At 56.9% G+C, this 25,119-nt stretch carries 23 protein-coding genes; 10 read left to right on the forward strand and 13 right to left on the reverse strand.

Annotation, left to right across the window (positions count from 1 at the left end; genetic code table 11):
* The first annotated feature begins 2 nt into the window (after nucleotides 1-2).
* The 5 genes from AB5Y83_RS00740 (at nucleotide 3) to AB5Y83_RS00760 (ending at nucleotide 3,272) form a co-directional block, all read left to right on the forward strand.
* Nucleotides 3-554 carry a hypothetical protein gene (locus AB5Y83_RS00740; protein ID WP_368174511.1) on the forward strand — a complete coding sequence of 184 codons (552 nt, stop codon included), beginning with the start codon at nucleotides 3-5 and terminating at the stop codon, nucleotides 552-554.
* A 192-nt stretch (nucleotides 555-746) separates the two neighbouring features.
* Nucleotides 747-1,928, forward strand: coding sequence for a dicarboxylate/amino acid:cation symporter (locus AB5Y83_RS00745; protein WP_247822371.1), 1,182 nt, complete (start codon nucleotides 747-749; stop codon nucleotides 1,926-1,928).
* Nucleotides 1,929-2,151: 223 nt separating this feature from the next.
* Nucleotides 2,152-2,466: a DUF134 domain-containing protein gene (locus AB5Y83_RS00750; protein ID WP_005338107.1), complete on the forward strand. Its 315-nt coding sequence runs from the start codon at nucleotides 2,152-2,154 to the stop codon at nucleotides 2,464-2,466.
* Nucleotides 2,463-3,044: a NifB/NifX family molybdenum-iron cluster-binding protein gene (locus AB5Y83_RS00755; RefSeq protein WP_368174512.1), complete on the forward strand. Its 582-nt coding sequence runs from the start codon at nucleotides 2,463-2,465 to the stop codon at nucleotides 3,042-3,044. The genes AB5Y83_RS00750 and AB5Y83_RS00755 overlap by 4 nt, the downstream gene beginning before the upstream one ends.
* Before the next feature lie 42 nt (nucleotides 3,045-3,086).
* The gene (locus AB5Y83_RS00760; protein ID WP_005338109.1) at nucleotides 3,087-3,272 is read left to right on the forward strand and encodes a hypothetical protein; all 186 of its coding nucleotides are present in this window, start codon (nucleotides 3,087-3,089) and stop codon (nucleotides 3,270-3,272) included.
* A gap of 165 nt (nucleotides 3,273-3,437) precedes the next feature.
* On the opposite strand, the gene AB5Y83_RS00765 is transcribed toward AB5Y83_RS00760, so the two are convergent.
* Nucleotides 3,438-4,562, reverse strand: a complete 1,125-nt coding sequence (locus AB5Y83_RS00765) for an HD-GYP domain-containing protein (RefSeq protein WP_368174513.1) — start codon at nucleotides 4,560-4,562, stop codon at nucleotides 3,438-3,440.
* Between the two features lie 292 nt (nucleotides 4,563-4,854).
* Between AB5Y83_RS00765 and rimO the strand changes: the two genes are divergently transcribed.
* Nucleotides 4,855-6,183: a 30S ribosomal protein S12 methylthiotransferase RimO gene (gene rimO / locus AB5Y83_RS00770; RefSeq protein ID WP_368174514.1), complete on the forward strand. Its 1,329-nt coding sequence runs from the start codon at nucleotides 4,855-4,857 to the stop codon at nucleotides 6,181-6,183.
* Between the two features lie 80 nt (nucleotides 6,184-6,263).
* Here rimO and AB5Y83_RS00775 read toward each other — a convergent pair whose 3' ends face one another.
* Nucleotides 6,264-6,845, reverse strand: a complete 582-nt coding sequence (locus AB5Y83_RS00775) for a DUF1349 domain-containing protein (protein ID WP_368174515.1) — start codon at nucleotides 6,843-6,845, stop codon at nucleotides 6,264-6,266.
* Between the two features lie 224 nt (nucleotides 6,846-7,069).
* Nucleotides 7,070-7,447, reverse strand: coding sequence for a hypothetical protein (locus tag AB5Y83_RS00780; RefSeq protein ID WP_368174516.1), 378 nt, complete (start codon nucleotides 7,445-7,447; stop codon nucleotides 7,070-7,072).
* A gap of 630 nt (nucleotides 7,448-8,077) precedes the next feature.
* Between AB5Y83_RS00780 and AB5Y83_RS00785 the strand changes: the two genes are divergently transcribed.
* Nucleotides 8,078-9,199: a hypothetical protein gene (locus tag AB5Y83_RS00785; protein ID WP_368174517.1), complete on the forward strand. Its 1,122-nt coding sequence runs from the start codon at nucleotides 8,078-8,080 to the stop codon at nucleotides 9,197-9,199.
* Between the two features lie 2 nt (nucleotides 9,200-9,201).
* Nucleotides 9,202-10,932 carry an ATP-binding protein gene (locus AB5Y83_RS00790; protein ID WP_368174518.1) on the forward strand — a complete coding sequence of 577 codons (1,731 nt, stop codon included), beginning with the start codon at nucleotides 9,202-9,204 and terminating at the stop codon, nucleotides 10,930-10,932.
* Between the two features lie 70 nt (nucleotides 10,933-11,002).
* Here the strand turns inward: AB5Y83_RS00790 and thrC are convergent, their stop codons facing one another.
* The 4 genes from thrC to AB5Y83_RS00810 all read right to left on the reverse strand — a co-directional run bounded on the left by thrC (nucleotide 11,003) and on the right by AB5Y83_RS00810 (nucleotide 16,689).
* Nucleotides 11,003-12,277 carry a threonine synthase gene (gene thrC / locus AB5Y83_RS00795; protein ID WP_368174519.1) on the reverse strand — a complete coding sequence of 425 codons (1,275 nt, stop codon included), beginning with the start codon at nucleotides 12,275-12,277 and terminating at the stop codon, nucleotides 11,003-11,005.
* The gene (gene thrB, locus AB5Y83_RS00800; protein WP_368174520.1) at nucleotides 12,274-13,269 is read right to left on the reverse strand and encodes a homoserine kinase; all 996 of its coding nucleotides are present in this window, start codon (nucleotides 13,267-13,269) and stop codon (nucleotides 12,274-12,276) included. The genes thrC and thrB overlap by 4 nt, the downstream gene beginning before the upstream one ends.
* Nucleotides 13,270-13,271: 2 nt before the next feature.
* On the reverse strand, nucleotides 13,272-15,731 hold the full coding sequence (gene thrA, locus AB5Y83_RS00805; RefSeq protein WP_368174521.1) for a bifunctional aspartate kinase/homoserine dehydrogenase I: 2,460 nt from the start codon (nucleotides 15,729-15,731) through the stop codon (nucleotides 13,272-13,274).
* Between the two features lie 250 nt (nucleotides 15,732-15,981).
* Entirely contained in the window at nucleotides 15,982-16,689 is a 708-nt protein-coding gene (locus AB5Y83_RS00810) for a tRNA/rRNA methyltransferase (RefSeq protein WP_368174522.1), read from the reverse strand.
* 206 nt (nucleotides 16,690-16,895) lie between these two features.
* Between AB5Y83_RS00810 and aceK the strand changes: the two genes are divergently transcribed.
* Complete coding sequence (gene aceK / locus AB5Y83_RS00815) at nucleotides 16,896-18,623, forward strand: bifunctional isocitrate dehydrogenase kinase/phosphatase (RefSeq protein ID WP_058059117.1); 1,728 nt, start codon at nucleotides 16,896-16,898, stop codon at nucleotides 18,621-18,623.
* A gap of 78 nt (nucleotides 18,624-18,701) precedes the next feature.
* Here aceK and tesB read toward each other — a convergent pair whose 3' ends face one another.
* Nucleotides 18,702-19,568, reverse strand: coding sequence for an acyl-CoA thioesterase II (gene tesB, locus AB5Y83_RS00820; RefSeq protein WP_005338122.1), 867 nt, complete (start codon nucleotides 19,566-19,568; stop codon nucleotides 18,702-18,704).
* Nucleotides 19,569-19,758: 190 nt separating this feature from the next.
* Here tesB and AB5Y83_RS00825 point away from each other — a divergent pair, with 190 nt between their 5' ends.
* Nucleotides 19,759-20,487, forward strand: a complete 729-nt coding sequence (locus AB5Y83_RS00825) for a transporter substrate-binding domain-containing protein (protein ID WP_064336952.1) — start codon at nucleotides 19,759-19,761, stop codon at nucleotides 20,485-20,487.
* Nucleotides 20,488-20,642: 155 nt separating this feature from the next.
* Here the strand turns inward: AB5Y83_RS00825 and rluB are convergent, their stop codons facing one another.
* From rluB to AB5Y83_RS00850, 5 genes are all read right to left on the reverse strand, one after another.
* The gene (rluB, locus tag AB5Y83_RS00830; RefSeq protein ID WP_005347347.1) at nucleotides 20,643-21,566 is read right to left on the reverse strand and encodes a 23S rRNA pseudouridine(2605) synthase RluB; all 924 of its coding nucleotides are present in this window, start codon (nucleotides 21,564-21,566) and stop codon (nucleotides 20,643-20,645) included.
* A gap of 134 nt (nucleotides 21,567-21,700) precedes the next feature.
* Nucleotides 21,701-22,273 (reverse strand): SMC-Scp complex subunit ScpB, encoded by a 573-nt coding sequence (scpB, locus tag AB5Y83_RS00835; protein WP_005350230.1) that lies wholly within the window; start codon nucleotides 22,271-22,273, stop codon nucleotides 21,701-21,703.
* The gene (locus AB5Y83_RS00840) at nucleotides 22,257-23,126 is read right to left on the reverse strand and encodes a ScpA family protein (protein ID WP_368174523.1); all 870 of its coding nucleotides are present in this window, start codon (nucleotides 23,124-23,126) and stop codon (nucleotides 22,257-22,259) included. Before AB5Y83_RS00840 ends, scpB begins: the two co-directional genes overlap by 17 nt.
* On the reverse strand, nucleotides 23,119-23,739 hold the full coding sequence (locus AB5Y83_RS00845; protein ID WP_005338129.1) for an L-threonylcarbamoyladenylate synthase: 621 nt from the start codon (nucleotides 23,737-23,739) through the stop codon (nucleotides 23,119-23,121). The genes AB5Y83_RS00840 and AB5Y83_RS00845 overlap by 8 nt, the downstream gene beginning before the upstream one ends.
* A 106-nt stretch (nucleotides 23,740-23,845) precedes the next feature.
* On the reverse strand, nucleotides 23,846-24,727 hold the full coding sequence (locus tag AB5Y83_RS00850) for a PHP domain-containing protein (protein ID WP_019445650.1): 882 nt from the start codon (nucleotides 24,725-24,727) through the stop codon (nucleotides 23,846-23,848).
* Nucleotides 24,728-25,119 lie beyond the last annotated feature (392 nt).

Raw genomic sequence — 25,119 nt, forward strand, 5'->3', positions numbered from 1 at the left:
CTGTGCCACACTCTGACACCATCCCCGCTTCCCGGCCATTTAACGACCAGCACGCCCACGTTCGAGCTGCCTTTGTGGTGCGCCTTAAACCCGGTGCTCACCTGCTCAATGGTCAGTGCGGTACGGGGGAGGATCTCTGCTGGCTGCGTGCAGAAGGGTATGTGGTCACCGCCTGCGAAGCAGTGCTGGCTGACGCCAAAGTTGCCTCGCAGCAATCCGGACAAGCAGTGCGGGTCTGCCCACTGGCGAAGATGCACTCGGTGCTCCCTTACGATGGCATCTGGCTGAGCCGCCCGCTTGATGGCGACGCGGCCACCCTTGTTCCCCAGTTGCAACAGCTGGCGACCCTGCTCAAAGCGGGCGCTCCGATCTGCTTCCCCCTGCCGCCAAGCGGCAAGATAACTGACGCTCAGCTACAGCAACTGGTCACCACATCCGAGATAGCGCTGCAACTGGCGCCGATGGAAGCCGTATCAGCCAGTACGTCAGATTCCTCAAGTCAACACGCCAGCCAGTACGTCATGTTGCTGCGTGGCGATCATCAGGCCACCTAACGGGCTAATTCATCACGGATTTTCCAGTTCAACGCCAAGCCGACAGCTAGTCGGCGATCTTGGCTTTCGACAATATTTAACTCGGCGTTAACGCAGAAAAGGCAGACATAACACGGCTTACGTGTTAAAAAGTGTGATTAATATCAAAATTTAATAACAAAACAGACAATACAACCAACTCCGGATTTCCTTATGAAACTTGTCCTGAAACTCATTGCTGGCATCCTTGCCGGTCTCTTGCTCGGTCTCTACGCCCCTGAGTGGGTGGCGCGCGTGCTGTTTACGGCCAAGACAGTGATAGGTCAGCTGATCACCTTCACCATTCCGCTCATCATTCTGTTCTTTATCATGAGCGGCATCGCCAGCCTGCCGAAAAACTCCGGCAAGCTGCTGGGCAAAACCGTGGCCCTCTCCTACTGCTCCACCATTCTGGCGGGGCTGTTCGCCTTTACCGTGGCGAGCCACCTGATCCCGCTGCTGACCACCGCTGCCGAGCCCACTACCGCCGAGGCGGTCAAGCTCGCCTCCTACGTCAATCTGGAGATCCCGCCGCTGTTTGGCGTGATGTCTGCGCTGGCCGCCGCCTTCGTGTTCGGTATCGGGATCAGCGCCACCCAGGCCACCGATCTGCGCCGGGTCGCCGATCAGGGCCGTGACATCATCGACCGCCTGCTGGCCAAGGTGATCATTCCGCTGCTGCCGTTCTATATCGCCGGCGTCTTTGTCGAGATGACGGTAGAAGGCACCGTATTCGCTACCCTGAAAACCTTCGGCGTGGTGCTGGTGATGGCGATCCTGATGCACTGGATCTGGCTCTCCGTGCTGTTCGTGGGTACTGGTCTGGCCCTTGGCCGCTCACCGGCCCAGCTCATCAAGAACATGCTGCCCGCCTACTTCACCGCGCTGGGGACCATGTCGAGCGCCGCCACCATTCCGGTCGCTCTGCAATCGAGCAAGAACAACGGCGTGAGCGACGGTATCGCCAACTTCACTGTGCCGCTGTGTGCCACCATTCACCTCTGTGGCTCCACCATTACCCTAGTCACCTGCGCCACCGCGGTGATGTTCCTCTCCGAGCATCTGGCCATTCCAGGCATCGAAACCATGCTCCCCTTCATCATGATGCTGGGGGTGATCATGATCGCCGCCCCGGGCGCCCCGGGTGGTGGCGTGATGTCGGCACTGGGCCTGCTCACCTCCATGCTCGGTTTCGGTGAAGCCTCCATCGCCCTGATGATCGCCCTCTATCTGGCGCAAGACAGCTTCGGCACCGCCTGCAACGTCACCGGTGACGGCGTGATTGCCCTGTGGGCGGATCGCTTCGCCAACGGTAGCGAGAGCGCAGCTCCAGTGGCCGAGGCCGAACAGGCGTAAGCTCGCCGGGATAGCCCGACCATCCTCTGCAAAACCGCAGGCCCGAACCATGTTCGGGCCTGTGTCGTTTCTGCCACCTTACCTGCTTTTGTACGTATTCCGCCTCCCCCTCTTTACCCCTCTCTGCCGTAAACAGCATTCGCGCAACTCTCTACACCCGACAAAATTATTGGCATATGCTACATATGAGCGTATAAATGGCTTATGCCAATTAGGAGCCACCATGCCAAGACCCAAGATAGCCCGCCAGATCTGTGGCCGCCCCGCCAACAGCTGCTTCAAACCCAACGGCCGCCCCATGCATCAGCTGGAACAGGTCACGCTGGCCCCTGACGAGTTCGAGGCACTGCGCCTCGTCGACCTTCAAGGAATGCAGCAGCAGGAGGCCGCCCTGGTGATGGGGGTTTCCCGCCAGACCCTGGCCAATATCCTGAAAAAAGGGCGCTACAAGGTGGTGGAGTGTCTGAGTCTGGGCAAGGCATTGATGATGCAACCCGCCGAGCCCGACCACCCAACCAGTGGAGAAGAGCCGACATGAATGCTGTCACAACCATGACCACCAACCCCAGCAACAGCGCCCTGATGCTGAGTCAGGGGTTGCTGGCTGGCCACTTTACCCGTGCCGAGCAGCTGCAAATTCTTAACCCCGAAGGGAACGTCATCGCCACCCTGGCCAACCCTGCCGTCGCCGAAGGCTGCCACGGCAAGCAAGCGCTGCTCGACGCCCTCGCCCATCATCAGGTGGGTCAGGTGGTGGTGCGCAATATCGGCGAGCGAATGCTGGGGCGCCTGCTGGCGGCCAATATCCGAGTGCTGCAGTGTCGCTCTGCCCGCCTGCCGCTGCCCGCGCTGCTAGCCCCCGCCAATCTGCAACCTCTTACCGAGGCTAGTCAGGGCCGTCCGTCTCGCCGTCATCAGAGCAAGGCGACTATCCGTGCCATCCAGCCCCTCGGCACAGGCCACAGCTATGCGAATTGTCACGGTGGTTGCAACAGTGGCTCCGATCACTGTTGCGCCAGTAGTGGCAATCTGGCAGAGAGCTCACGACAAGGCCATACTTGTTGCCACGACAGTGAAGGCGCCAACCAGCAGGGCGGTTGCTGCCATCATCACTGATGCCATCGCCGTGCATGTCATCACCATCAAGGAGAAGAGATCATGTCCATCTGGTTGTTGAGCCTGCTCGCCTCGTTCGTGTTGATCCTGGCCATGGGCACCATCATCTGGTGGCGCCAATACCAGCTTGCCCAGAAGCGGGAAGATAAAGAGGTGCGTCCCTGTGGCTGCTCCAGCGCCTGCGCGGATCACCTCTATCAAATCAGCGAGCCGACGCCCAAAAAGTAACCTGACCGCAGCCGCCATAGCCGCAGATAGAAGGTCGGCAAAATAAGGGCGCGTGGAATCGAGAGGCGCATAAAAGAGAGGGGGCACCTGCTGGTGCCCCCTCTCTTGTTACGCTTTCCATTCATGCTTGTTCCGCCACTTTGCCCTTACGCGCATCACACGTGCTCAACAAGGCTCTGCGCCGCTGGCCGCCACGCTCGCAGTGCAGGCCGAATCCTGATACTGCTGATAGATGGCATAAAACTCGGCCTTGTTGTGCAGGGCTGCGGCGACACAGGCGGGATCAAACTGGCTGCCGGCATGCTCCTCCAGATAGGCAAACGCCGTCTCGAACGGCCAGGCCTTCTTGTAGGGGCGCTCGCTGGTCAGGGCATCAAACACATCGGCCACCGTCACGATGCGGGCCGCCAACGGGATCGCCTCCCCCGCCAGCCCCAGCGGATAGCCGGTGCCGTCAAAGCGTTCGTGATGGCTGGCGATGATATTGGTCAGCATGTCAGTGTGATGAATGCCATCGAGACCAAACTCGTTGATCATCAGGCTGATCATCTCCCGCCCCTTGCCGGGGTGGATCTTCATGATCTCGAACTCTTCCGGGGTCAGTTTGCCCGGCTTGAGTAAAATGGCGTCCGGCACCGCGATCTTGCCGATGTCGTGCAGCTCGGAGAAAAGGTAGATAAACTCCACCTCCTCATCGCTCAGCCCGCAAGTCGGGGCCAGCGTCTTGGCGATCAGCCGGGAGTAGGCCGACATCCGGTGCAGATGGTTGGCGGTCTCCTCATCCCGATAACGGCTAAACTCCCGCGCCGTGGTCAGCGCGCCGCCAAGGGTCTGGATGGAGAAAAACTCCACCGCAATGATGGCCGACAGCGCCTGGGCATAGGCCGACAGCTCGCTGCGGATCGGCTCCTCGAAGTATCCCGGCTCCATGGCATCACAAAACAGAAAGCCAAACAGTTTGCTGTTGAACAGCAGCGGCTCGGTATAGCTGGAGGCATAACCCGCCTCCAGCACCTTGCGGCTGTGCTCCGACGCAGAGCCACGCAGGGCATCGAGATTTCCGAGCACCCGGGGCTGCTTGTGCTCCGCCAGATAACTCAGGGAGGGGACATCGCTCAGCTTCACCTCATATTGCACCAGTGGCGAGGGCCCCTCGGTGCTGTGGGCAAAGGTCTTGAGCTGATCGGTATGGGGATCGTAAATCGCGATGGCCACCCGACTCAGCTTGTCAAAGCGCTGCCTGAGCGTGGCATGTACGCTCTGCATTTTTTCGCCAAATGAACTTTCCATCGCCTTCTCCAACGGGACCCCGTGATGGAAGTATAGTGACTCCCTTTGACGCTCTCCCCGCCACAGAGTCAAAATTGACAGAAAAATCAACAAAGCAGCATCCCCACAACCAACCCGCATGGCAGAGGCAATAGCCCTACCAAGTGCACGCCATCACCGGCTGCTGGTGCGGCCCAATCTTGCCTGGTCGGAGATATTGTTCGGTTCTGCCATGCTGGCTGTATAGTTTTTGGTTAACCATTCCGGTAAAATCCGCGCCCTTAAAGAAGAGCCACCTAAGAGTGATTGAGCGATGTCCAACACAAAACAGGCCCCCAAAGTAGGATTCGTCTCCTTGGGTTGCCCCAAAAACCTGGTCGATTCAGAACGCATCCTGACCCAGCTGCGTACCGAAGGGTACGATGTGGTGCCCAGCTATGACGATGCCGAGCTGGTCGTCGTCAACACCTGCGGCTTTATCGACAGCGCGGTGCAAGAGTCGCTGGAAGCAATCGGCGAAGCGCTGGCCGAGAACGGCAAGGTGATCGTCACCGGCTGCCTCGGCGCCAAAGAGAATCAGATCCGCGAGATCCACCCCAAGGTGCTCGAGATCACCGGCCCCCACGCCTATGAAGAGGTGCTGGGTCACGTCCACAAATATGTGGAGAAGCCGCAGCACAACCCCTTCACCAGTCTGGTACCGGCCCACGGCGTCAAGCTGACCCCGCGCCACTACGCCTATCTGAAGATTTCCGAAGGGTGCAACCACCGCTGCACCTTCTGCATCATCCCCTCCATGCGCGGGGATCTGGTGAGCCGCCCCATCGGCGACGTGCTGGCCGAAGCCAAGCGCCTGAAAGAGGCGGGCGTGAAGGAGCTGCTGGTGATCTCCCAGGACACCTCCGCCTACGGCGTCGATGTGAAGCACCGCACCGGTTTCTACGACGGCATGCCGGTCAAGACCAGCATGGTCGCCCTGTGCGAAGAGCTGGCCAAGCTCGATATCTGGGTACGTCTGCACTACGTCTACCCCTACCCGCACGTGGATGACGTCATCCCGCTGATGCGCGATGGCAAGGTACTGCCCTACCTCGATATTCCGTTGCAGCACGCCAGCCCGCGCATCCTGAAACTGATGAAGCGCCCGGGTACAGTCGAGCGCACTCTGGAGCGGATCCAGAAGTGGCGCGAGATCTGCCCGCAGATCACCCTGCGCTCCACCTTTATCGTCGGCTTCCCGGGCGAGACCGAGGAGGATTTCCAGATGCTGCTGGACTTTATCGACAAGGCGGAGCTGGATCGGGTCGGCTGCTTCAAATACAGCCCGGTCGAAGGGGCGTTGGCCAACGAGCTGCCGGATCCGGTACCGGAAGAGGTACAGGAAGAGCGCTTCCAGCGCTTTATGGAGCTGCAACAGCAGGTCTCCATCCGCAAATTGGCCCGCAAAGTGGGTCAGGAGCTGACCGTTATCATCGACGAGGTGGATGAAGAGGGCGCCACTGGCCGCTCTTTTGCCGATGCACCGGAGATCGACGGTCTGGTCTACCTCAACGGCGAAACCGGCCTTAAGCCGGGGGACATGGTCAAAGTGCGGATCGACGAATCCGACGAATATGACCTGTGGGCCAGCCTGATCAGCTAATTGATGCTTTACCAGCCAAATGAAAAAAGCGCCTGCGGGCGCTTTTTTATTGGCTCAATGTCGCAGGCAAAACCACTGGTCTAGCTCAAATCATGGAGCGCCTTGCCAAGAGGCGGCGTGAGGCGCAAATCAGAGAAACGCACCGCCAGCCCCTGCCGCTCCGGTGTGCAGCACATCACCCCGATAAAGCAACTTTCGCTTGGCGGAAACGGGGCGAGGCGCAGCAGAGGCCACACCTTGCCATCGGTGGAGTATTGCAAACGCAGGCAATCGGCCAGCCGGGTCAGCCGCAGCCAGAAGCGGCGCGGATTGCCGGGGAAAATGCCGGTGGCCCAGTCAGAGCGCGGATTGGTCAGCACGCTGCCGATCATCGGCTGGGCATCGTTGTACTCGATCCCCGCTTTCAGCCAATGCTCGTCGTCTTGCAACAGCATCAGCCCCGCCTGATCGTAGAGGGTGGTGAACTCCCCCTCGACGCAGACCTGAAAGGTAAACTCACCCGCCACCTCGCAACCATAGAGATGCCCGCTGTGGCGCTCGAAGCCATACCAGGTGCTGCGCCAAAAATCGGTCTGCTGGTCTGTCACCACCTGCAAACCGCCCTCTGTCTTGTGCCACTCGGCCGGTTCATTGAGCCAGCGCCATTGCGTCTCTTCCATCATCCTGCTTTGCTCCCTTATCCCGCGTAATCCCGCGCAAATGCGGCTCGCCAACGCCTCGTCCGGTAACGACAGGTCATGGCGGCGCCTCTGCGGAACCAAAAAAGGAGTCAATAGTGTCGCTATTGCCGTCCCGATACAAGGCTTGTGCGTAGCGCCATCAGTGCGCCCCAAAAAGCGCGGGGGGCCTGATGGCCCCCCGCAAACACACCGGATGAGAAAATGCCTTACTTGGCGGCGCTATCCTTCACGCACTTCTGGACAAAGCTGTTCTTGGCCGCGCCCGCCAGCTTCTTGTCGGCGGCCGCCTTCTCGCACTTGGCCGCCGGATCCACCGCCGCGCCCGTCTTCACGCACTTCTGGATAAAGCTGTTCTTGGCCGCACCGGCCAGTTTCTTGTCGGCGGCCGCCTTCTCGCACTCGCCGGTCGCGGCGCCAGCGGCATCTTTCACACACTTGCCGACAAAGCTGGTCTTGGCGGCGCCGCTCAGCTTTTTGGCCGCAGCCTGCGCCTCGCACTGCAACTGGGTTGTGTCGTTGGCAAAGACCGGATTGGCCAGCAGCACGCTGCCGCAGAGCAGGCCGAACAGGATGGTACGCTTCATGGGTGATCTCCTCACTATCTGGTGATGTGTTTGCATGGTCATATTTGCATGACGATGTGTTGCAAATGGCTGTGATTGCAACAGCTGATTGTTGCCGCAGATCCCCCGCCTCGCCAGCTTGGGACGCGGAGCACAGGACAACTATCGCCCGCACTATAGCGCCGATTGGCAGAGCGGGATTGTCCCCGACCAACCCTTCCTCAGCGGCAAGCCAGCCCTATTCCTTCCTGCCACGCCCGCCAACCCCAATAGCATCAAGGGCCATGGGAATCCTGCCTCCGGTCACTGTCTTTTATTGAGCCAGCGCAAAAAATCAGTCATTACTGACACTTACGTCACTTTTTGACTGGTACGGCCAGATTCGATTGGCTTAACATAGCCATCCGGTGCCTATTCATCCGTGATGGGCTGCTGCCCTCGCTGGTTAATGGAGCATTTTGGAAGCTGTAATCCACGGGCGGTAGCGTCGGTTTTGATGAGACTGTATTTTGTTTAAAAAGGTACAAACCCCATAATTTCCCACTTGGCCGCTAGGCTTCAAGCTCTCGCGTTCAAAGCACACTCTCGCAAATTCACTCCCATATATGATGGTAATTTCAGAGTGACTCAATAGATCGAAGGAAGACAGTATTGGCAGATAATAGTGTAAATGCTGGAGTTAGAGCCCAACAGGGATTTGCATTGCAGAGGAATATGGCTTTATTCATTATATTGGATAACTTCGATAAGAAATTCGGTGGGACTAACTATTTTTTATCTCTTGAACACTTAGAAGATATCCTATTCTGCTTTGTAGATAACCATGGCCACGCGGTTAAAGTTGAGACATATCAATCTAAGAAAAAGTCTGGTGGAAGCTGGTCAATTGATAATGAACTTGCTGAAATAATCATTAATATACTAAAGGTCGGCAAGTCTTTGATACAAGATCAATATCCTAAATGTCAAAATTATGAGCATGATTTATTTTTCTCATCAAATACATCAATGCAACTTAAAAACAGTATTAAGATTGAGGTTGGTGGAAAAACAAAATCAAAAACATACAGCGAACATATTAATGAGGAAAATTCTGAAGTAAATTACTCAGACTTAAACCAGCATATTCAGGATGCAATCACATCCAAGCTAGTTGACATTGACGATTTTAATAAACATAGCCTTTCCGATGAGTTAAAAAATCTAAAGTTGTTATATATCGATTTCAATAAAACAAATAAAGAGCAAGAAAATCAACTAAGAGGCAAGTTAGATGATATTTTTGGAAAAAAAATTCATGATACAAAAGCTGCTTTAGATTCTATTTTTAGATTATTTAAAGATGTGGAACTTACATATAATCAAAAAAGTACCGCCAGACTTTCTGAAAAATCGAAACAAGTACAAAGTCAAGATATAAATAGAGCTATAAATATTATAACGACTAAATCTAAAGCATTCCAATTCTGGCGAGATCAAAAAAGGGATATAGCAATTAAGCTAGGAATAAGGCCATTCGAGCAAGATACATTTGAGACAAACTTTTCACTGGCTTTCGACCTGTTTAAAAGCCAAGACGAAGCAGAACACAGAAAAATTCTATTTTTTGTAAAAGAAAACTATATGGATTGTCAAGGATTCACGGAAGATGAATGCATTGATGAGTTATTCCATAAATTTAACACAGCACATAACACGAATTTTGATGATAAAACTCTGAAAGCCATCATATATGCAGCTTACTTTGAATCAATCAACAAAACGGATAACTAAAATTGAGAGTATCAGTAGAATATAATAGATTTTTTGCTTTCAGTAGTAAGTCGAAGAAGTTTTTTAACACTAGCTTTTCTAGAGGCATTAATATTATTCACGGTAAAAATACCTCTGGTAAAAGTACACTTTTACAGTCTCTGCTTTATACTTTCGGCATTAATGATGAAAAAAGAAAACTGAGTGAAATTTTAAGTGATGATGTGATTTTTCGCTTAGACTTTACAGTTAAAAGTCAGGGTGATAAAAAAGTATCGATAGTTAGGGATGATGAGGTTATATCAATAAAAATTGACGATAAAAAACCCATTAAGTTTATTGGAATAAGTGCTAATCACTCGAGAGAACACACAAAGCTAAAGTTGTTTTTATCTCAATTGTTTGGTTTCAGTTTACATCTTGAATATGATAAAGAGTATAAGCCAGCATCTCTTGAAGCCCTATTTTTACCATATTACGTAGCACAAGATGTTGGCTGGGTTTACAGACATAAATCGTTTCGAGGCTTAGACTTTATTAGGAATTTTAAAAACGATTTCTTTGACTACTATTTAGGCATAATAAACAACTATGACCGTCTAGAAAAAACTCGATTAGAACTTGAGAAAAAAGAGTTAGAAGCTGAGTCTAGAGTTTTCCACACAATAGAAAGAAATGATATAAATTTTAAGTTGGCAAAATTAAAAGACGATGCCTTTTCTTCAAAGGCTATGGAATATATTGAGCCATATAAAGAAAACAAATCAAAACTGATTGAGCTTGAAAAAAACTATCTATTAACCTGCAATAAAATAACTTTGCTAGAAGAACATCGAAAGGTATTGCTAAGAGTCAGAAGAAGTTTACAAAGCGACATTCTTTCCGACACTAAATGTCCTACTTGCTCACACGAATTGAGGCATTCAATTGAGGACACTTACAATCACTTTCAAAATTTGAACGATACAGAAAAGCAACTTGCAGAGTTAAAAGTAAACCTTAAAGAACTGAAAGATAATCAGGGAATATTGAATTCAATTATGAACTCAATGGCAGAAAAAAGAGCTGTTATTGAAAATGATTATTATGAACTTCTGGATTACAAAGTTGACAACGTGACATTTGCAACCTGGCTAAAAAATAAAGTAAATGTGGAAATGTCTGATGAAATCATGAAAAAAATTGGAGCTAATACATCTAAAATTTTAGAAATAGATGGCGAGCTCGCTAAGTTCAAAACTGACACAGTAGTCAAAGAAGAAAGACGCAGTGCAAGTTATAAATTCAAAGCCATTTTTGAAAAGTATACTTCAGAATTAAAAGTTAAGTCATTTCAAGATGACAGGTTTTATCTTTTGTATGAGATACCAGCATTCCCTCGCCAAGGCGTGGAACTACTAAAGACACTACTAGCATATAACTTTGCGTTTGTTAGTCTGATCAAAAAGACTGAATACACACACATCCTACCATTAATGTTAGACGCAATATTTGAAGGAGATTTTGAAGATGAAAGTAGGAATGATATTCTTAAATTTATCAGTAAAAACAAGCCTTCCGACCAGCAACTAATATTTTCAATTGCAGACTCAAAAACCAATGCTCTATCTGCTGAGCACTACAATAAATCTCACTTCCAAGGGAATGCAAACCTTATTTGCATTGGTCAAAACAGCAGAACTAGATCTTTGTTAACTGAATATAATGGAGAGTTCGACAGTTATATATCGGAAACAATATCAATATTGAGTTAAGTAAAAAAAAATAAAAAATCCCCCGTTGCCGGGGGATTTTTATTTCTATCGGTTATCTCAGCTAAGTGGCTTAACCCACCAAAAACGCCCTTAACCGGGCAAACTCCGCAGGCAAATTAACGGAGAGCAGCGGCAGCTCGGCATGCTTGGCCAGCGGGCCGGGCAGCGGTACATCCAGACTCAGGATCTCGTCCACCGACTCCTTGAACTTGGCGGGATGGGCGGTGCAGAGGAACACCCCCACTTCGTCCTCGGCCAGCTGTTCCCCCAGCAGATCCCAGGCAATGGCGCCATGAGGTTCGCACAGGTAATCCTGCTGGTGCAGGCGCTTGAGTGCATCGCGGGTCTGGGCATCGTCACGCATGCCGGAGCCCAGGGTCTCCAGCGCCCAGCCCTTGCGACGGCAGAGCTCTTCTACCCGCGGCCAGTTGTTGGGGCGGCTGACATCCATGGCGTTCGACAGGGTGGCCACTGTCTGGTGCGGATCCCACTGCCCGGTTTTCAGGTAGCGCGGCACGGTGTCGTTGGCGTTGGTGGCAGCGATAAAGCGCTTCACCGGCAACCCCAGCGCCTTGGCGATAAGGCCTGCGGTGAGGTTGCCGAAGTTGCCGGACGGCACGCTGATCACCGCCTTGGCACGATCGGCTTTCGGCAACTGGGCCACCGCCTCGAAGTAGTAGCAAACCTGCGCCAGCAGACGGCTGATATTGATGGAGTTGGCGGAGTTGAGGCCAATGGCCTTTTTCAGTGCCTCGTCGTCAAAGGCCTGTTTCACAAGCGCCTGACAGGCGTCGAAGTCGCCGTCAATGGCGATGGTGCGGATATTGCCGCCGAGGGTGCAGAAGAGCTTCTCCTGCAAGGGGCTGATCTTGCCCTTGGGATAGAGGATCACCACCTCGATCCCCTCCAGCCCGTAGAAGGCGTGGGCCACGGCGGCGCCGGTGTCGCCGGAGGTGGCGGTGAGGATAGTAATTTTGTCGTTGGTTCTAAAGGCCGCGAGACACTGGGCCATAAAGCGGCCGCCGAAATCCTTGAACGCCAGGGTCGGGCCGTGGAACAGCTCGAGGGCATAGGTGTTGTCCTTGAGCTTCACCAGCGGCGCCGGGAAGGTGAAGGCGGCGTTAATCAGCTCGCTCACTTTGGCTGCGGGCACTTCGTCCCCCAGCAGGTGGCTCAGGATGCGGGCAGAGCGTTCGGCCAGCGGCAGATCGAGCAAGGCATCCACATCGGCGAGCGGTTCGAGTTGTTCGGGGAAGAAGAGCCCCTGTTCGCGACCCAAGCCCTGACGCACCGCCTGCGCGAAGCTCACCTGTTCACTGTTGTCCTTGATATTGTAGAGATTCATAGCTCGCTTCCTGTTACCCGTGCCCCGGCCATGTCCAGTTTGCAGACCCGGGCAAATCCATCTTCGTTCTGCACGAAATGTGCTTCCATCCAATCCTTCATCCGCTCGGCCTGCGCAAGATCCTTCATCACCACAAATACGGTGGGACCGGAGCCGGAGATGCCGGTGGCGAGCGCCCCGTTCTGGGCCGCCTGCGCCCGCACCTCGGCGAAACCTTCGATCAGCGCCGCGCGGTAGGGTTCGGCAATCACGTCTTTCAAGACGCTCGCGGCCAGCCCCTCCTGCCCGGTGTAGCTGGCGTGGACAAAGGCAGCCAGGCGGCGGCCATAGGTGAGGCAATCCTGACGGCGATATTGGGCCGGCAGAATGGCGCGGGCGGCAGCGGTCGAGACTACGGTGCCCGGGTAGCAGACCACCCAGTACCACTGATCGAACACCGGAATACCCTGACTGATAACGCCATGCTCTTCCAGCACCAGCTGCATGCCGCCCAGATAACAGGGGGCGACGTTGTCGTAATGAACGGAACCGGAGATCTTGCCTTCCATCTCACCCATCAGCAGCAGCATGTCGTGCTCGTCGAGCGGCCCGCCGTGGAAGGCGTTGAGCCCCTCAAGGGCCGCCACCACGCTGCAGGCGCTGGACCCCAGACCCGAACCAACAGGCAGGTTCTTCTCCAGCACCATCTCTAGCGGCTTGAGACCGAGGCCGCGCTTCTCCAGCGCCTCGCCATAGGCCACCCAGCAGTCATGGAGGATATTCTTTTTCGGATCGTCCGGCAGCTTGTGGGCGTAGCGGCCCACAGAGGACAGCGCAAAAGGCACGTCAGCCGCTTTTACCTGCACCCGATCGCCGAGCAGAGAGCCATCCACGGGGGCGAGCGCCGCCCCCAGAACATCGAATCCCACGCTCAGGTTGGCGCTGGAGGCGGGCGCGTAGGCGACAACGCTACCGCCGTCCGTCATATAAGAGGGGTACATGTCTGAACTCATGCTTATAGCTCCTGCTTCCAGTTCTGGGTGCGCAGCACGTCGGCAAAGACGCCCGCCGCGGTCACTTCGGTACCGGCGCCATAGCCGCGCAGCACCAGCGGGATCGGCTGGTAGTAGGTGGAGAAGAAGGCGAGCGCGTTCTCCCCGTCTTTGACCTTGAACAGCGGCTCGTCGGCCCCGACCGCCTTGATGGCGACCTTGCACTTGCCACCCTCGATGGAACCCACATAGCGCAGCACCTTGCCTTCACGCTGGGCGGCGGCGAACTGGTCGCGGAACCAGCCGTCCGCTTCGGGCAGACGGGCCATAAAGGCTTCTACATCGCCGCTCACATCAAAGCCCGGCGGCAGCGCCTGCTCTACCTCGACATCGGAGAGCTCCAGCGCCATGCCAGCCTCACGAGCCAGAATGAGCAGCTTGCGCGCCACATCCATGCCGTTGAGATCGTCGCGGGGATCCGGTTCGGTAAAGCCGTTACTGCGAGCGATCTTGGTGGCTTCAGAGAACGCCATCCCTTCATCCAGCTTGCCGAAGATAAAGGAGAGGGAACCGGACAGAATGCCGTCGAAGGCACGCAGCTTGTCACCGGCCTTGATGAGGTTTTGCAGGTTCTCGATAACCGGCAAACCGGCGCCCACGTTGGTTTCATAGAGGAACTTGCGGCGAGTCTGGCGGGCGGTGCGGCGCAGCGCCTTGTAGTAATCGAGCGAGCCGGTGTTGGCCTTCTTGTTCGGAGTGACCACATGGAAACCGGCGGCGAGGAAGTCCGCATACTGGACGGCAACTGCCTCGGAGGAGGTGCAGTCGACGATCACCGGGTTGATGATGTGGCTATCTTCCACCAGCTTTTTCACCCCTTCCAGCGAGAAGCTGTCGCGGGCTTCCACCAGCTGTTCGCGCCAGTTGGCGAGGTTCAGGCCATCCTTGTTGACCGCCATCTGGCGGCTGTTGGCGATGCCGACCACGCGAAGGCCAGTGCCCTGCTCGGCCAGTACCGGTTGCTGGCGGGCGATCTGATCCACCAACGCCGCACCGACGCCACCGACCCCGACCACAAACAGGTCGATAAACTGCTGGCTGCCAAAGAAGTTCTGGTGGCACGCCTTGATAGCTTCCGCCACCTTGCGATCCCGCACCACCGCCGAAATAGAGCGCTCGCTGGAGCCCTGCGCGATGGCGACGATGTTGATGGAGGCTTGCGCCAGCGAGGTGAAGAAGCGGGCCGCCATCCCTTTGCTGGTGCGCATGCCGTCACCGATGAGGGAGATGATCGCCAGATCGCTGATGATATCCAGCGGCTCCAGCAGCTGGTTTTTGAATTCGAGCTCGAACTCGCGCTCCAGCACCTTGCGAGTCTTATCCTGGTCGTAACTGTGGATACAGAAGCTGACGCTGTACTCGGAAGAGGATTGGGTGATCAGCACGATACTGACCCCGGCGCGGGAGACGGCGGAGAAGATGCGACCGGCCATGCCGACCATCCCCTTCATGCCGGGGCCGGAGACGTTGAACATGCACATGCCGGAGAGATCCGAGATGGCCTTCACTTTCAGGTCATCGTCGCCGCTCTCCGGGCCGATCAGGGTGCCCGGCCCTTGCGGGTTGAAGCTGTTCTTGATGAGGCAGGGAATGTGGAACTGGGCCACCGGCGCGATGGTTTTAGGGTGCAGCACCTTGGCGCCGAAGTAGGAGAGCTCCATCGCCTCCTTGTAGGAGAGGGTTTTCAGCAGATAGGCATCCGGTACCAGACGGGGGTCACAGCTGTAGCAACCCTCGACGTCAGTCCAGATCTCGCAGCACTCGGCATCGACACAGGCGGCCAAGACGGCGGCGGAGTAGTCGGAGCCGTTGCGGCCCAGCAGCACGGTCTCGCCCTTGTCGCTGCCGCCGGTAAAGCCCGGCATCAGGTAGAAGCAATCGCTACGCAGCCCCTTGGCGGCAAAGCGCAGGCGGGAGGCTTCGATATCGACATGGGCTTCCAGATAACCGCCGTCGGTGACCAGCAGCTCTTCCGGCACGATCAGCTCCAGATCCAGGCCGCGCACCCGCAGCAGTTCGTGCATAAAAGCGATGGAGAGGTTCTCGCCACGGCTCAGAATGCGCGCCTGCACGTTGTCCGGGCAGAGGCCCAGCAGACGAATGCCCTGCATCAGCCGCTCCACCTGATCCAGCTCGGCGGTGAGGCGGGCCAGCAGCGCCTTGTCATCGAGCGCCGGATAGGCCGCCTTCAACCCGGCCAGCAGTCGGGAGAAGATGCCATTGACTTCAAACAGGGTGGAACTGGCATCCATGCCGCGACTGGTCTGCTCGACCAGTGCCACCAGATGATTGGTCACCTTGGCAGGTGCAGAGAGCACCAGGGCTACCTGAGATTGGCCGTGGGTGTTGACCGCGATATCGGCCACCCGTAAAAAACGCTCTGCATCGGCCAGTGAAGACCCGCCAAATTTCAACACTCTCATCGCTTTCTCTCCCTGTAAATCTATGAAATTCAATCTAAAAACCAGTCCAACAAAAAGGCCCGTACTGGGTGGGTACGGGCCTTTTTTGATTTCTGTGCTTGTTCGTCAGCGCATCAACCGGCCCCAGTGCCACCTGTGGTGGTACCGGTAATAATGGTGGTGGTGATGACGTTGGTGAATAACTGCATGACGAACACTCGTTGACGAAGCTGGCTTTTAGCAATACCGCGGCGGGCGATGGGCTGTCAACTTAAACCTCTTTGCCAAGTTTGCGCGCAAGGTCTTTGCAGAGCAGGTGGAGCATGTTCAAATCCCGCTGCGGCAGCATGGGCACCCGGTCCATCACCCATTGATGCAGTTTTTCATCCTGCGAAACTCCGAGTTCACCCAGCAATTCTGCTGTTTTGCTTTTCAGCACCCGAACCTGCCCGACGTTATCAAAATTTTCTGCTACCGCAGCGCCACCGTCGGCGTTCAGCTCATCCATCAGCTGGCTCATCTCGTAGGCGTAGAGCATGATCGCCTGCCCCAGATTGAGAGACGGGTAGCTCACCTTGAGGGGCAGATAGCTGATGAGATCGACCTCGGCCAGCTGCTCGTTGGAGAGCCCCGACTCCTCACAGCCAAAAACGATGGCAACCTTGTTGAGGGAAGGTTTGCTGCGGATCTGCTCGCGGATCTCCCCCGGCGTGAGGTAGTGCTGGTAGCGACCGCGCTCACGGGCGGTGGTGGCGATCACCAGATCCATGTCGGCCAGCGCCTCGGGCAGGGTATCGAACGCCTCGGCCTGAGTCAGAATCTCCTGAGCACCGTGAGCTACCCAGCTCGCCTCCTCCTCTTCGTGTACCCGGCTCGCCACCAGTCGCATGGCATCGAATCCCATGGTTTTCATGGCGCGGGCAGCCGCCCCCACGTTCGCAGGTCGGGCAGGTGCCACCAGGACAAAATAGAGCTTCATCGGGTTTCCTCACAGGCCGGACGGCCTCTCAAACAGACAGTAAACAGTCGCTAAACCATCACCAAAACAGGGGCGCAATCTACCGTTTATCCCCGAAAATTGCCACTTGAACAGACGTTTGAATGTTGCGATAGTGGCCTGACGTGTGAACAAATTACACCCAATCCTTAGCGCTATCGGCCCGACAGATCACAAGGAAGAGAAAGATGCAGCAGCCATTGGAACAGGCCGTCGCCGAGACTATCCTGCAACGCTTCGAGTCGTTTTACAGCCGGTTTCTCGAGATAACCCAGGGCAGCAAGAGCCGCTTCGAGAACAGTGACTGGCTGGGGGTGCAGCTCGCCGGGCGCGAGCGAATTCGCCTCTATGACCACCATGTGGGGGCCACCGCCAGCTCCATCCGCCAGATGATGGGGGAACACCACGCCACTCAGGAGCTGCTCAAGCGGGTCAAAAGTGCCTTCAGCGATCTGCTGCCCCGTTGTGACAACTTCGAGGTGGCGGAGTCCTTCTTCAACTCCGTCTATCGGCGGATCTTTCGCCATCGCAATATCCGCGACGAGAACCTCTATATCCACCCCTTTGTCAGCCGTGGCGAAAAACCGGACCTGAGCGCCCTGCTGCGCATCTATCGCACCGATCTCGCCCACCTGCCGCAGACCCTGAGCCAGCTTTTGGGGGATTACAGCTTCACCCTCCCCTACGAAGACAAGCAGCGGGATATTGTCGACATCCACCGCCATCTTGCCGAGAACGGCCCGCAAATCCTCCATGATGAGCCGTTTGCCATCGAGCTGCTCAAAGAGGTGTTCTACCGCAACAAGGGGGCCTATCTGGTGGGACTGATCCGGGCCCGGGATCAGGTGTTCCCCTTTATCCTGCCCCTGCTCAGCACCGGCCACAGCATCTATGTGGACACGGTGATCTTCGAGCCGGATCTCGCCTCCATCGTGTTTGGCTTCGCCCGCGCCTACTTTATGGTTTATGCCCGCGAACCGGCGCTGTTTGTCGCCTTTCTGCGCCAGATCATGCCCCACAAGCCAGATTACGAGATCTACAACGCCATCGGTTGCCAGAAGCATGGCAAGACCGAGCTCTATCGCCACTACCGCCACCATCTGGCCCAGAGCCGGGATCAGTTCATCATTGCGCCGGGCATCAAGGGGATGGTGATGAGCGTGTTCACCCTCCCCTCCTACGATGTGGTGTTCAAGGTGATAAAAGACGAGTTCACTCCCCCGAAGGATGTGAGCCACGAGCAGGTAAAGGCAAAATACCGGCTGGTTAAACAGCACGACCGGGTTGGCCGCATGGCCGATACCCAGGAGTTCACCAACTTCGAGTTTCCCCTCGATCGCATCTCGCCCGAGCTGCTTGCCGAGCTCAAGACGGTGGCACCGTCGGCGCTCACCATCAGCGACGACAAGCTGGTGATCAAGCACCTCTACACCGAGCGCAAGATGATCCCCCTCAACCTCTATCTGGACAAGGCAGACGAGCAGCAGACCCGCCTCGCGCTGGAGGAGTACGGCAACGCCATCAAGCAGCTGGCGGCGGCCAACATCTTCCCGGGGGACATGCTGTTCAAGAATTTTGGCGTCACCCGGCACGGCCGAGTGGTCTTCTACGACTACGACGAGATCTGTTACATGACGGAGTGCAACTTCCGCCAGATCCCGCCGCCGCGCTACCCAGAGGATGAGTGGAGCGCCGAGCCCTGGTATTCGGTGGCCCCCAACGACATCTTCCCGGAAGAGTTCGCCACCTTCCTGCTGCAAAAGCCGCAGGTGCGGGAGATCATGCTGCAACTGCACAAGGAGATGTTCGACGCCAACTACTGGAAGATGCTGCAGAGCAACATCAAGGTGGGGGTGTTCGAGGATGTCTATCCCTACCGGCGCAAGAAGCGCTTCAAGTACCAGCGCGGCGGCTGATCCCGCAGCGCCCGCGCACATCGCAGCAACGAAAACGGGGTGGCCAGTGCCACCCCGTTTTGCTGACCGCTTTGCCCCTTAACTGCCGCGACGGCGGATCACCCCCTCCTGCATGGTACTCGCCACCAGCACCCCGTCGCGGGTGAAAAACTGACCGCGCACCAGACCGCGACCGCTGCTGGCGCTCGGGCTGTCTACCACGTAGAGCAACCAGTCGTCGAAGCGGAAATCCCGGTGGAACCACATGGAGTGATCGATGGTGGCCACCTGCATATCCGGCTCCCAGTACGACACCCCGTGCGGCTGCAGCGAGGTGAGCAGGAAGTTGAAGTCGGAGGCGTAGGCCAGCAGGTATTTGTGCACCCGCAGATCGTCCGGCATCTGACCGTTGGCCTTGAACCAGACGTGGCGCACCGGGTCCTGCACCGTCGGCCGGATCGGGTCGACCAGGGTCACCGGACGCATCTCGATGGGCTGCTCGCAGAGGATCTTGTCGCGCAGAGAGGCCGGGATCAGGTTCTCGTAGGGGCGCACCAGCTCCAGCTCGCTCTTGAGCTCCTCCGGCGGGGTGATGCCGGTCGGCATCTGCGCCTGATGCTCGAAACCATCGGCCGGCACCTGAAACGAGGCGTTGAGATAGAAGATGGGCTTGCCGCCCTGAATCGCCTTGACCCGGCGGGTAGAGACGGTCTGGCCGTCACGGATATTCTCCACGTCATAGACGATGGGACGGGTCACATCCCCCGGACGCAGGAAGTAGGAGTGAAAACTGTGAACCTGACGGCCGGTCTCGACCGTCTGCTTGGCGGCTGACAAGGCCTGCCCCATTACCTGTCCGCCAAACACGGCCCGCAGACCGAGATCCTGGCTCTGGCCCCGAAACAGGCCCTCCTCGATTTTTTCCAGCGCCAGCAACGCCAGCAGCTCATCAAGTACCTTGCTCATTGTTCACTCCTCTATCAGAGCCGCACAGGCTAACAAGCTCACCGGAGCAGAGCAACCGCCACAGCCTCTTCCGCCCGCCAAAGGGAACGCCAAGAGCCATACACCGCGACCAGCAGCATTTATCGAGTCTGTTTTTTCCCTGCCAGAACCGCTACGCTGTCAGCAATCGATAGAGGTGAGGTCACCCGCCATGCACATCCGTTATCCGGTCACGCCCTCTGCCCCTTATCGCCTCCGCTCGTCCCTTCGCCTTCGTGCCACCCTGTTTGCTCTTTCGCTGCTCCCGGCCGCCACTGTGCAGAGCGCGGTAATTATCACCGGCGAATTGCCCCCCTACTCTTCAGCGACGCTGGCCAATGGCGGCGAGCTGGCAAGCAAGGTGCTCACCACTCTCAAAGCGGCAGGCCACCCGGATCTGAGGGTCTCCTACCAGCCCTGGCCGAGGGGGCTTAAAAACATCGAGCTGGGCAACGCCATCGCCGCCTTCCCCTTTACCTGGACCAACGAGCGCAGCAACTCCCTGTTGTTCAGTACCCCCATCGCCTTCGATATCCAGTCCTGGTACACCACGCCCGACAAGAAGGGGCTGGAATCCCCGCCCTGGCAGCAGAAAACCGCCTGCGTACCCAAGGGGTGGTTCTCCGATGCCATCGAGCGGGTGACCATCGAGCAGAAGCTGATCGTCAGAACCACCAACCGCCTCAACCAGTGCGTTGAGCTGCTGAAAAAGGGCAAAGTCGATCTGGTGCCCATCAACGACACTTCGAAAAAGAACCTCTCGGAGGAGGACAACGCCGCTCTCTACCGTCTCTCGCTGTTTCGCCAGAACGTCACCTTCTATCTGGTCACCGCCCGCAACGAAGAGGGAGAGATGTTTATACGTGACTTCAACAAAGAGTGGATGACACCGGCCAACTGAGGAGTGTGAGAGCAATCATTGCCACATGACCAGAGCCAGCCTGCAGCTGGAGGTCACCCGCTAGAGATGAAAAAGGCCCGCACCAGTTGGTGCGGGCCTTTGCTTGGCCGACTGCGCACTCTTTGACGGCGCGCAGTTCGCAACGGGTTGTCGGCTTACTTGCTACCGGTACCTGAGTTGCGGGTAGAGGCTTGCGGCTTGCGACGGGCGGTGGTGGCGCGAGCGCGCGGCTCTTTGCCCTGCATCTCTTTGTGACGCTGCACGGCACGACGGATCTGGGCGGCCTGCTTGTGACGGCTGGTTTTGCCATCCTGCTGCAGATCGACCTTGGATTCGGTCTCCGGCGGCAGGTTGACCAGACCGCGCAGGTAGTTTACTTCCGGCAGTTTCAGCTCTTGCCAGCCACCGCGCGGGATGCCGCGGTCCAGCTTGACGTCACCGTAGCGGATACGCATCAGGCGGCTCACCTGCACTTCCTGGGATTCCCACAGGCGGCGCACTTCACGGTTGCGACCTTCAGTCAGGGTGACGTTGAACCACTGGTTCAGACCCTCACCGCCAGCCGGTTTGATCTTGTTGAACTTGGCGGTGCCATCTTCCAGCTGCACGCCCTTGCGCAGACGCTGCAGCATGGCTTCGGTGATTTCGCCAAAGACACGTACCGCGTATTCCCGCTCCACTTCGTGGCTCGGGTGCATCAGACGGTTGGCCAGCTCACCATCGGTGGTGAACAGCAGCAGACCGGAGGTGTTGACGTCGAGGCGGCCGACTGCGATCCAGCGGGCACCTTCCATCTTGGGCAGACGATCAAACACGGTGGGACGACCTTCCGGATCGTGACGGGTACACATCTCCCCTTCCGGCTTGTGGTAAGCCAGTACGCGGCAGATCACTTCCTCTGCGGCACGGGTCTTGACCTGGTGACCATCCACCCGGATCACGGCGTTCACTTCGACGCGATCCCCCAGTGTGGCGACCTTGCCATCCACACTGACCCGACCTGCGGTGATCAGGGCCTCCATCTCACGACGGGAGCCGTGACCCGCGCGGGCCAACACTTTTTGCAGTTTTTCACTCATCGGGGTTACCTGATTGTTGATCGCTGCCCACTGGTGAAAGGGGCAACGGGGTTAACTGTAACAAACGCCGGTTGGAGCACTCGCCACAGTTGAAAAATGTATATCTCGGTGACATCGGCACGCTTGGGCGCCATTCACCGGGCATCGCTCTCCCCGTCCACCGCAGAGGGCAACAGGGGTTGCAGCTCCGGATCCAGCTCGGGGAGCTGCTCCAGACTCTGCAGATTAAAGTAATCCAGAAACTCTCTGGTGGTGGCGAGCAGTTCGGGGCGACCGGCCACCTCTTTGTGGCCAATGCTGCGCACCCAGCCACGCTCTTTCAAGGTATTCACTATCTGGCTCGACACCGCCACCCCGCGGATCGCTTCGATCTCGGCCCGGGTGATGGGTTGGCGATAGGCGATCAGGGTCAGCGTCTCCATCACGGCGCGGGAATAGCGCGGCGCCCGCTCGCTCCAGAGCCGCGAGAGCTCTTCGGCATACTCCTGACGCGCCTGAAAGCGCCAGCCGGAGGCGACCTCTTTGAGCTCGACGCCCCGCGAGCTGTAATCTTGCCTGATCTCTGCCAACAGCAGCTGAACATAGCGACTGGTCACCGGATAATCCGCCAGCACGCTGCTTTTCAGCTCGCTGACATTGAGCGGACGACCGGCCACAAACAGCGCCGCTTCGATCAGAGTCTTGAGTCGTTCAGTGGGCAGCGCCACGGTTGCCCTCCTCGCTCTGCTCGGCCAATGCAAAATGGATAGGACCGAGTGGTTCTGCCTGCAGGATCCAGAGCAGTTGCTCCTTGCACAGCTCCAGCAGGGCCAGAAACGTCACCAGTACCCCCATGCGCCCCTCTTCGGCGCGCAGCACCTGCTCAAGGCGCAGGGTCTGCCCCAGCGTGAGCATGGCGAGGATCTCCGCCATGCGCACCCGGGTCGGGATCTGTTCGCGGCGGATCTGGTGATGTTCGAAATGAGTCGCGCGTTTTACCACACTTTGCATGTAAAGGGCGAGCTCAACCAGCGAAACATCGGGCGCCAGTGGCTTGAGGGCGCCAAAATCGGGAGGCAAGGCAGCGGCGATATAAATCTCCCGCTCCACCCGTGGCAGCTCATTGACCCTCTCTGCACCTACCTTGTAGCGCTCGTACTCCTGCAGGCGGCGGATCAGGGTCACCCGCGGGTCTTCTCCCTCATCTTCATCCTCCAGCTCCGGCGCCTTGGGCAGCAGCAAGCGGGATTTGATCTCCGCCAGCCAGGCCGCCATCAGCAGATATTCGGCTGCCAGCTCAAGGTTGAGCCCCTGCATCAGCTCCACGTACTCCATGTACTGGGCGGTGATCTGCAGGATCGGCAGGTTGAGGATATCGAGCTGCTGGCGCCGGATCAGATAGAGCAGCAGATCGAGCGGCCCCTCGAAGGTATCGAGGAACACCTCCAGCGCATCGGGCGGGATGAACAGATCCTGGGGCAGCTCGTGATAGGGCTGCCCCAGGACTTTCGCGATGGGTAGGGCGGAGCCAGCCCCCGTCTCGGCAGTTGGGACTGTCACCGGTTCAGCGACATCACTCAAACGGGGTCGGGTCCCCGGCGCCGCGACGACGCAATACCGGCTCGTCGTCAGAGAAATCGACCACTGTGGTGGGCTGCTCGCCCAGATAACCGCCGTTGACCACCAGATCGATCTGCTTGCCCAGCTTGTCGAAGATCTCTTCCGGGTCGAACTCGGCCATCTCGGAGTCCGGCAGGATCAGAGTGGTGGAGAGCAGCGGCTCGCCGAGGGCTTCCAAGAGCGCCTGAGCAATCTTGTTGTCCGGCACCCGGATGCCGATGCTCTTCTTCTTCTCGTTCATCAGGCGGCGCGGCACCTCTTTGGTCGCCTTGAAGATGAAGGTGTAAGCGCCCGGGGTGTTGTTCTTGATCAGGCGAAACGCGCTGTTGTCGACCTTGGCGTAGGTGGAGATCTCGGAGAGATCGCGGCACACCAGAGTGAAGTCGTGGTTGGCGTCGAGGCGACGGATGCGGCAGATGCGCTCCAGCGCGCCCTTGTCACCCATCTGGCAACCCAGCGCATAACCGGAGTCGGTCGGATAGACGATAACGCCGCCGTTCTGGATGATCTGTACCGCCTGACCGATCAGTCGGGCCTGGGGGTTTTCAGGATGTACGTAAAAATGCTGACTCATAGCTTGTTCTCGCAATGGGGGCAGCAATACCTGCCCGCTCGTATGGTCACGGGTCAAAGACCCATGACACTACCTTAACCTGTTTGTGGCCGCTTCGCTGGCGCCGTTACCGACTCGCCAGCAGCTCGGCATGTTGCTCGGTGGTGAGCCCAAAGTGACCGGGATAGGCCAGCCAGACGGGCATTCCCTCTTTGGGCAGCCAGAGATGGCGGCCCAGCTCGGTCCAGTTGGAGGGGAAGTGAAAATCCGATCCCACCGAGATATAGAGGTCGTGATCCTTGGCCCACTGGCCCAGATTGGCCCGCTCCTGCGGGCTCTGTTGGGGCAATGAGACCTCCATGGCATCGCCACCGGCCGCCTTGAAGGCCACCAGCAGCCGCTTGATCCACTTGGCGGTGAGATCGTAACGGCTCGGATGAGCCAGCACCGCCAGCCCGCCAGCGGCGTGAATGGCAGCGATGGCTTCGCTCATCTCGGGCCACTCGGCCGGGGCATAGCCTTTATTGCCACGGCTCAGGTACTTTTTGAATACCTTTTGCATGTTGTCGGCCACCCCGCGCGCCACCAGCACCCGGGCAAAGTGGGCGCGGGTCACGGCAGCATCACCGGCCAGCGCCTTGGCCTCTTCATAGGTGCCGGGGATGAGGCACTTCTCCAGACGACGCCCGATTTCCAGCGCGCGCGCCTCACGACGGGCCAGCTGACCAGCCAGAAAGTCGGTCAGCTGCGGATTTTTTTCATCCACCCCCAGCGCCACAATATGAATTTCGTGATGCTCCCAGCCGGTGGAGATCTCGACCCCGCTCACCAGTCGCAGCGGCAGTTGCTCGGCTTCGATAGTGCGACGCACCTCATCAAGCCCGGCAAGGGTGTCGTGGTCAGTAACTGCTAACACCTCGACCTGTTTTTCGGCAGCGCGGCGCACCAGTTCGGCTGGGCTCAGCACCCCGTCGGAGGCAGTGGTATGGCAGTGAAGATCGAATCTCATCAGGTTATTCCGCTCTCGTGGTCAGGTCACCATTCATGGCAAATCGGTGAAAGAAGGCTAAAAAGCGACTTGACTTGGCCGCGGCTTTATCGTTTTCTGTAGGCACTTCATTGCAAACATCTTTTTACAGGACTTTATCATGCAAACGACTTCCATCCTGACCATCTGGTGGTGGCACACTCCCTGACATGCGGGCGTGTGGTCGTTGCTGTACCTGTAATCTGACAGCAAATTAAGAACCCAAAGAAAAAGCCCGCTGACCCCAGCGGGCTTTTTTATTATCCGGCAAATGGACCTGTGATGAAACCGAGAATTCAGACAAGCAAGCTGACCTGGCGATGGCGCCCCTGAACCAGCCACCCCGGACCAATTAAATTTTCAAGGAATTCAAC

This window comes from Aeromonas sp. R5-4 (assembly GCF_040908215.1).
Classification (GTDB): domain Bacteria; phylum Pseudomonadota; class Gammaproteobacteria; order Enterobacterales; family Aeromonadaceae; genus Aeromonas; species Aeromonas veronii.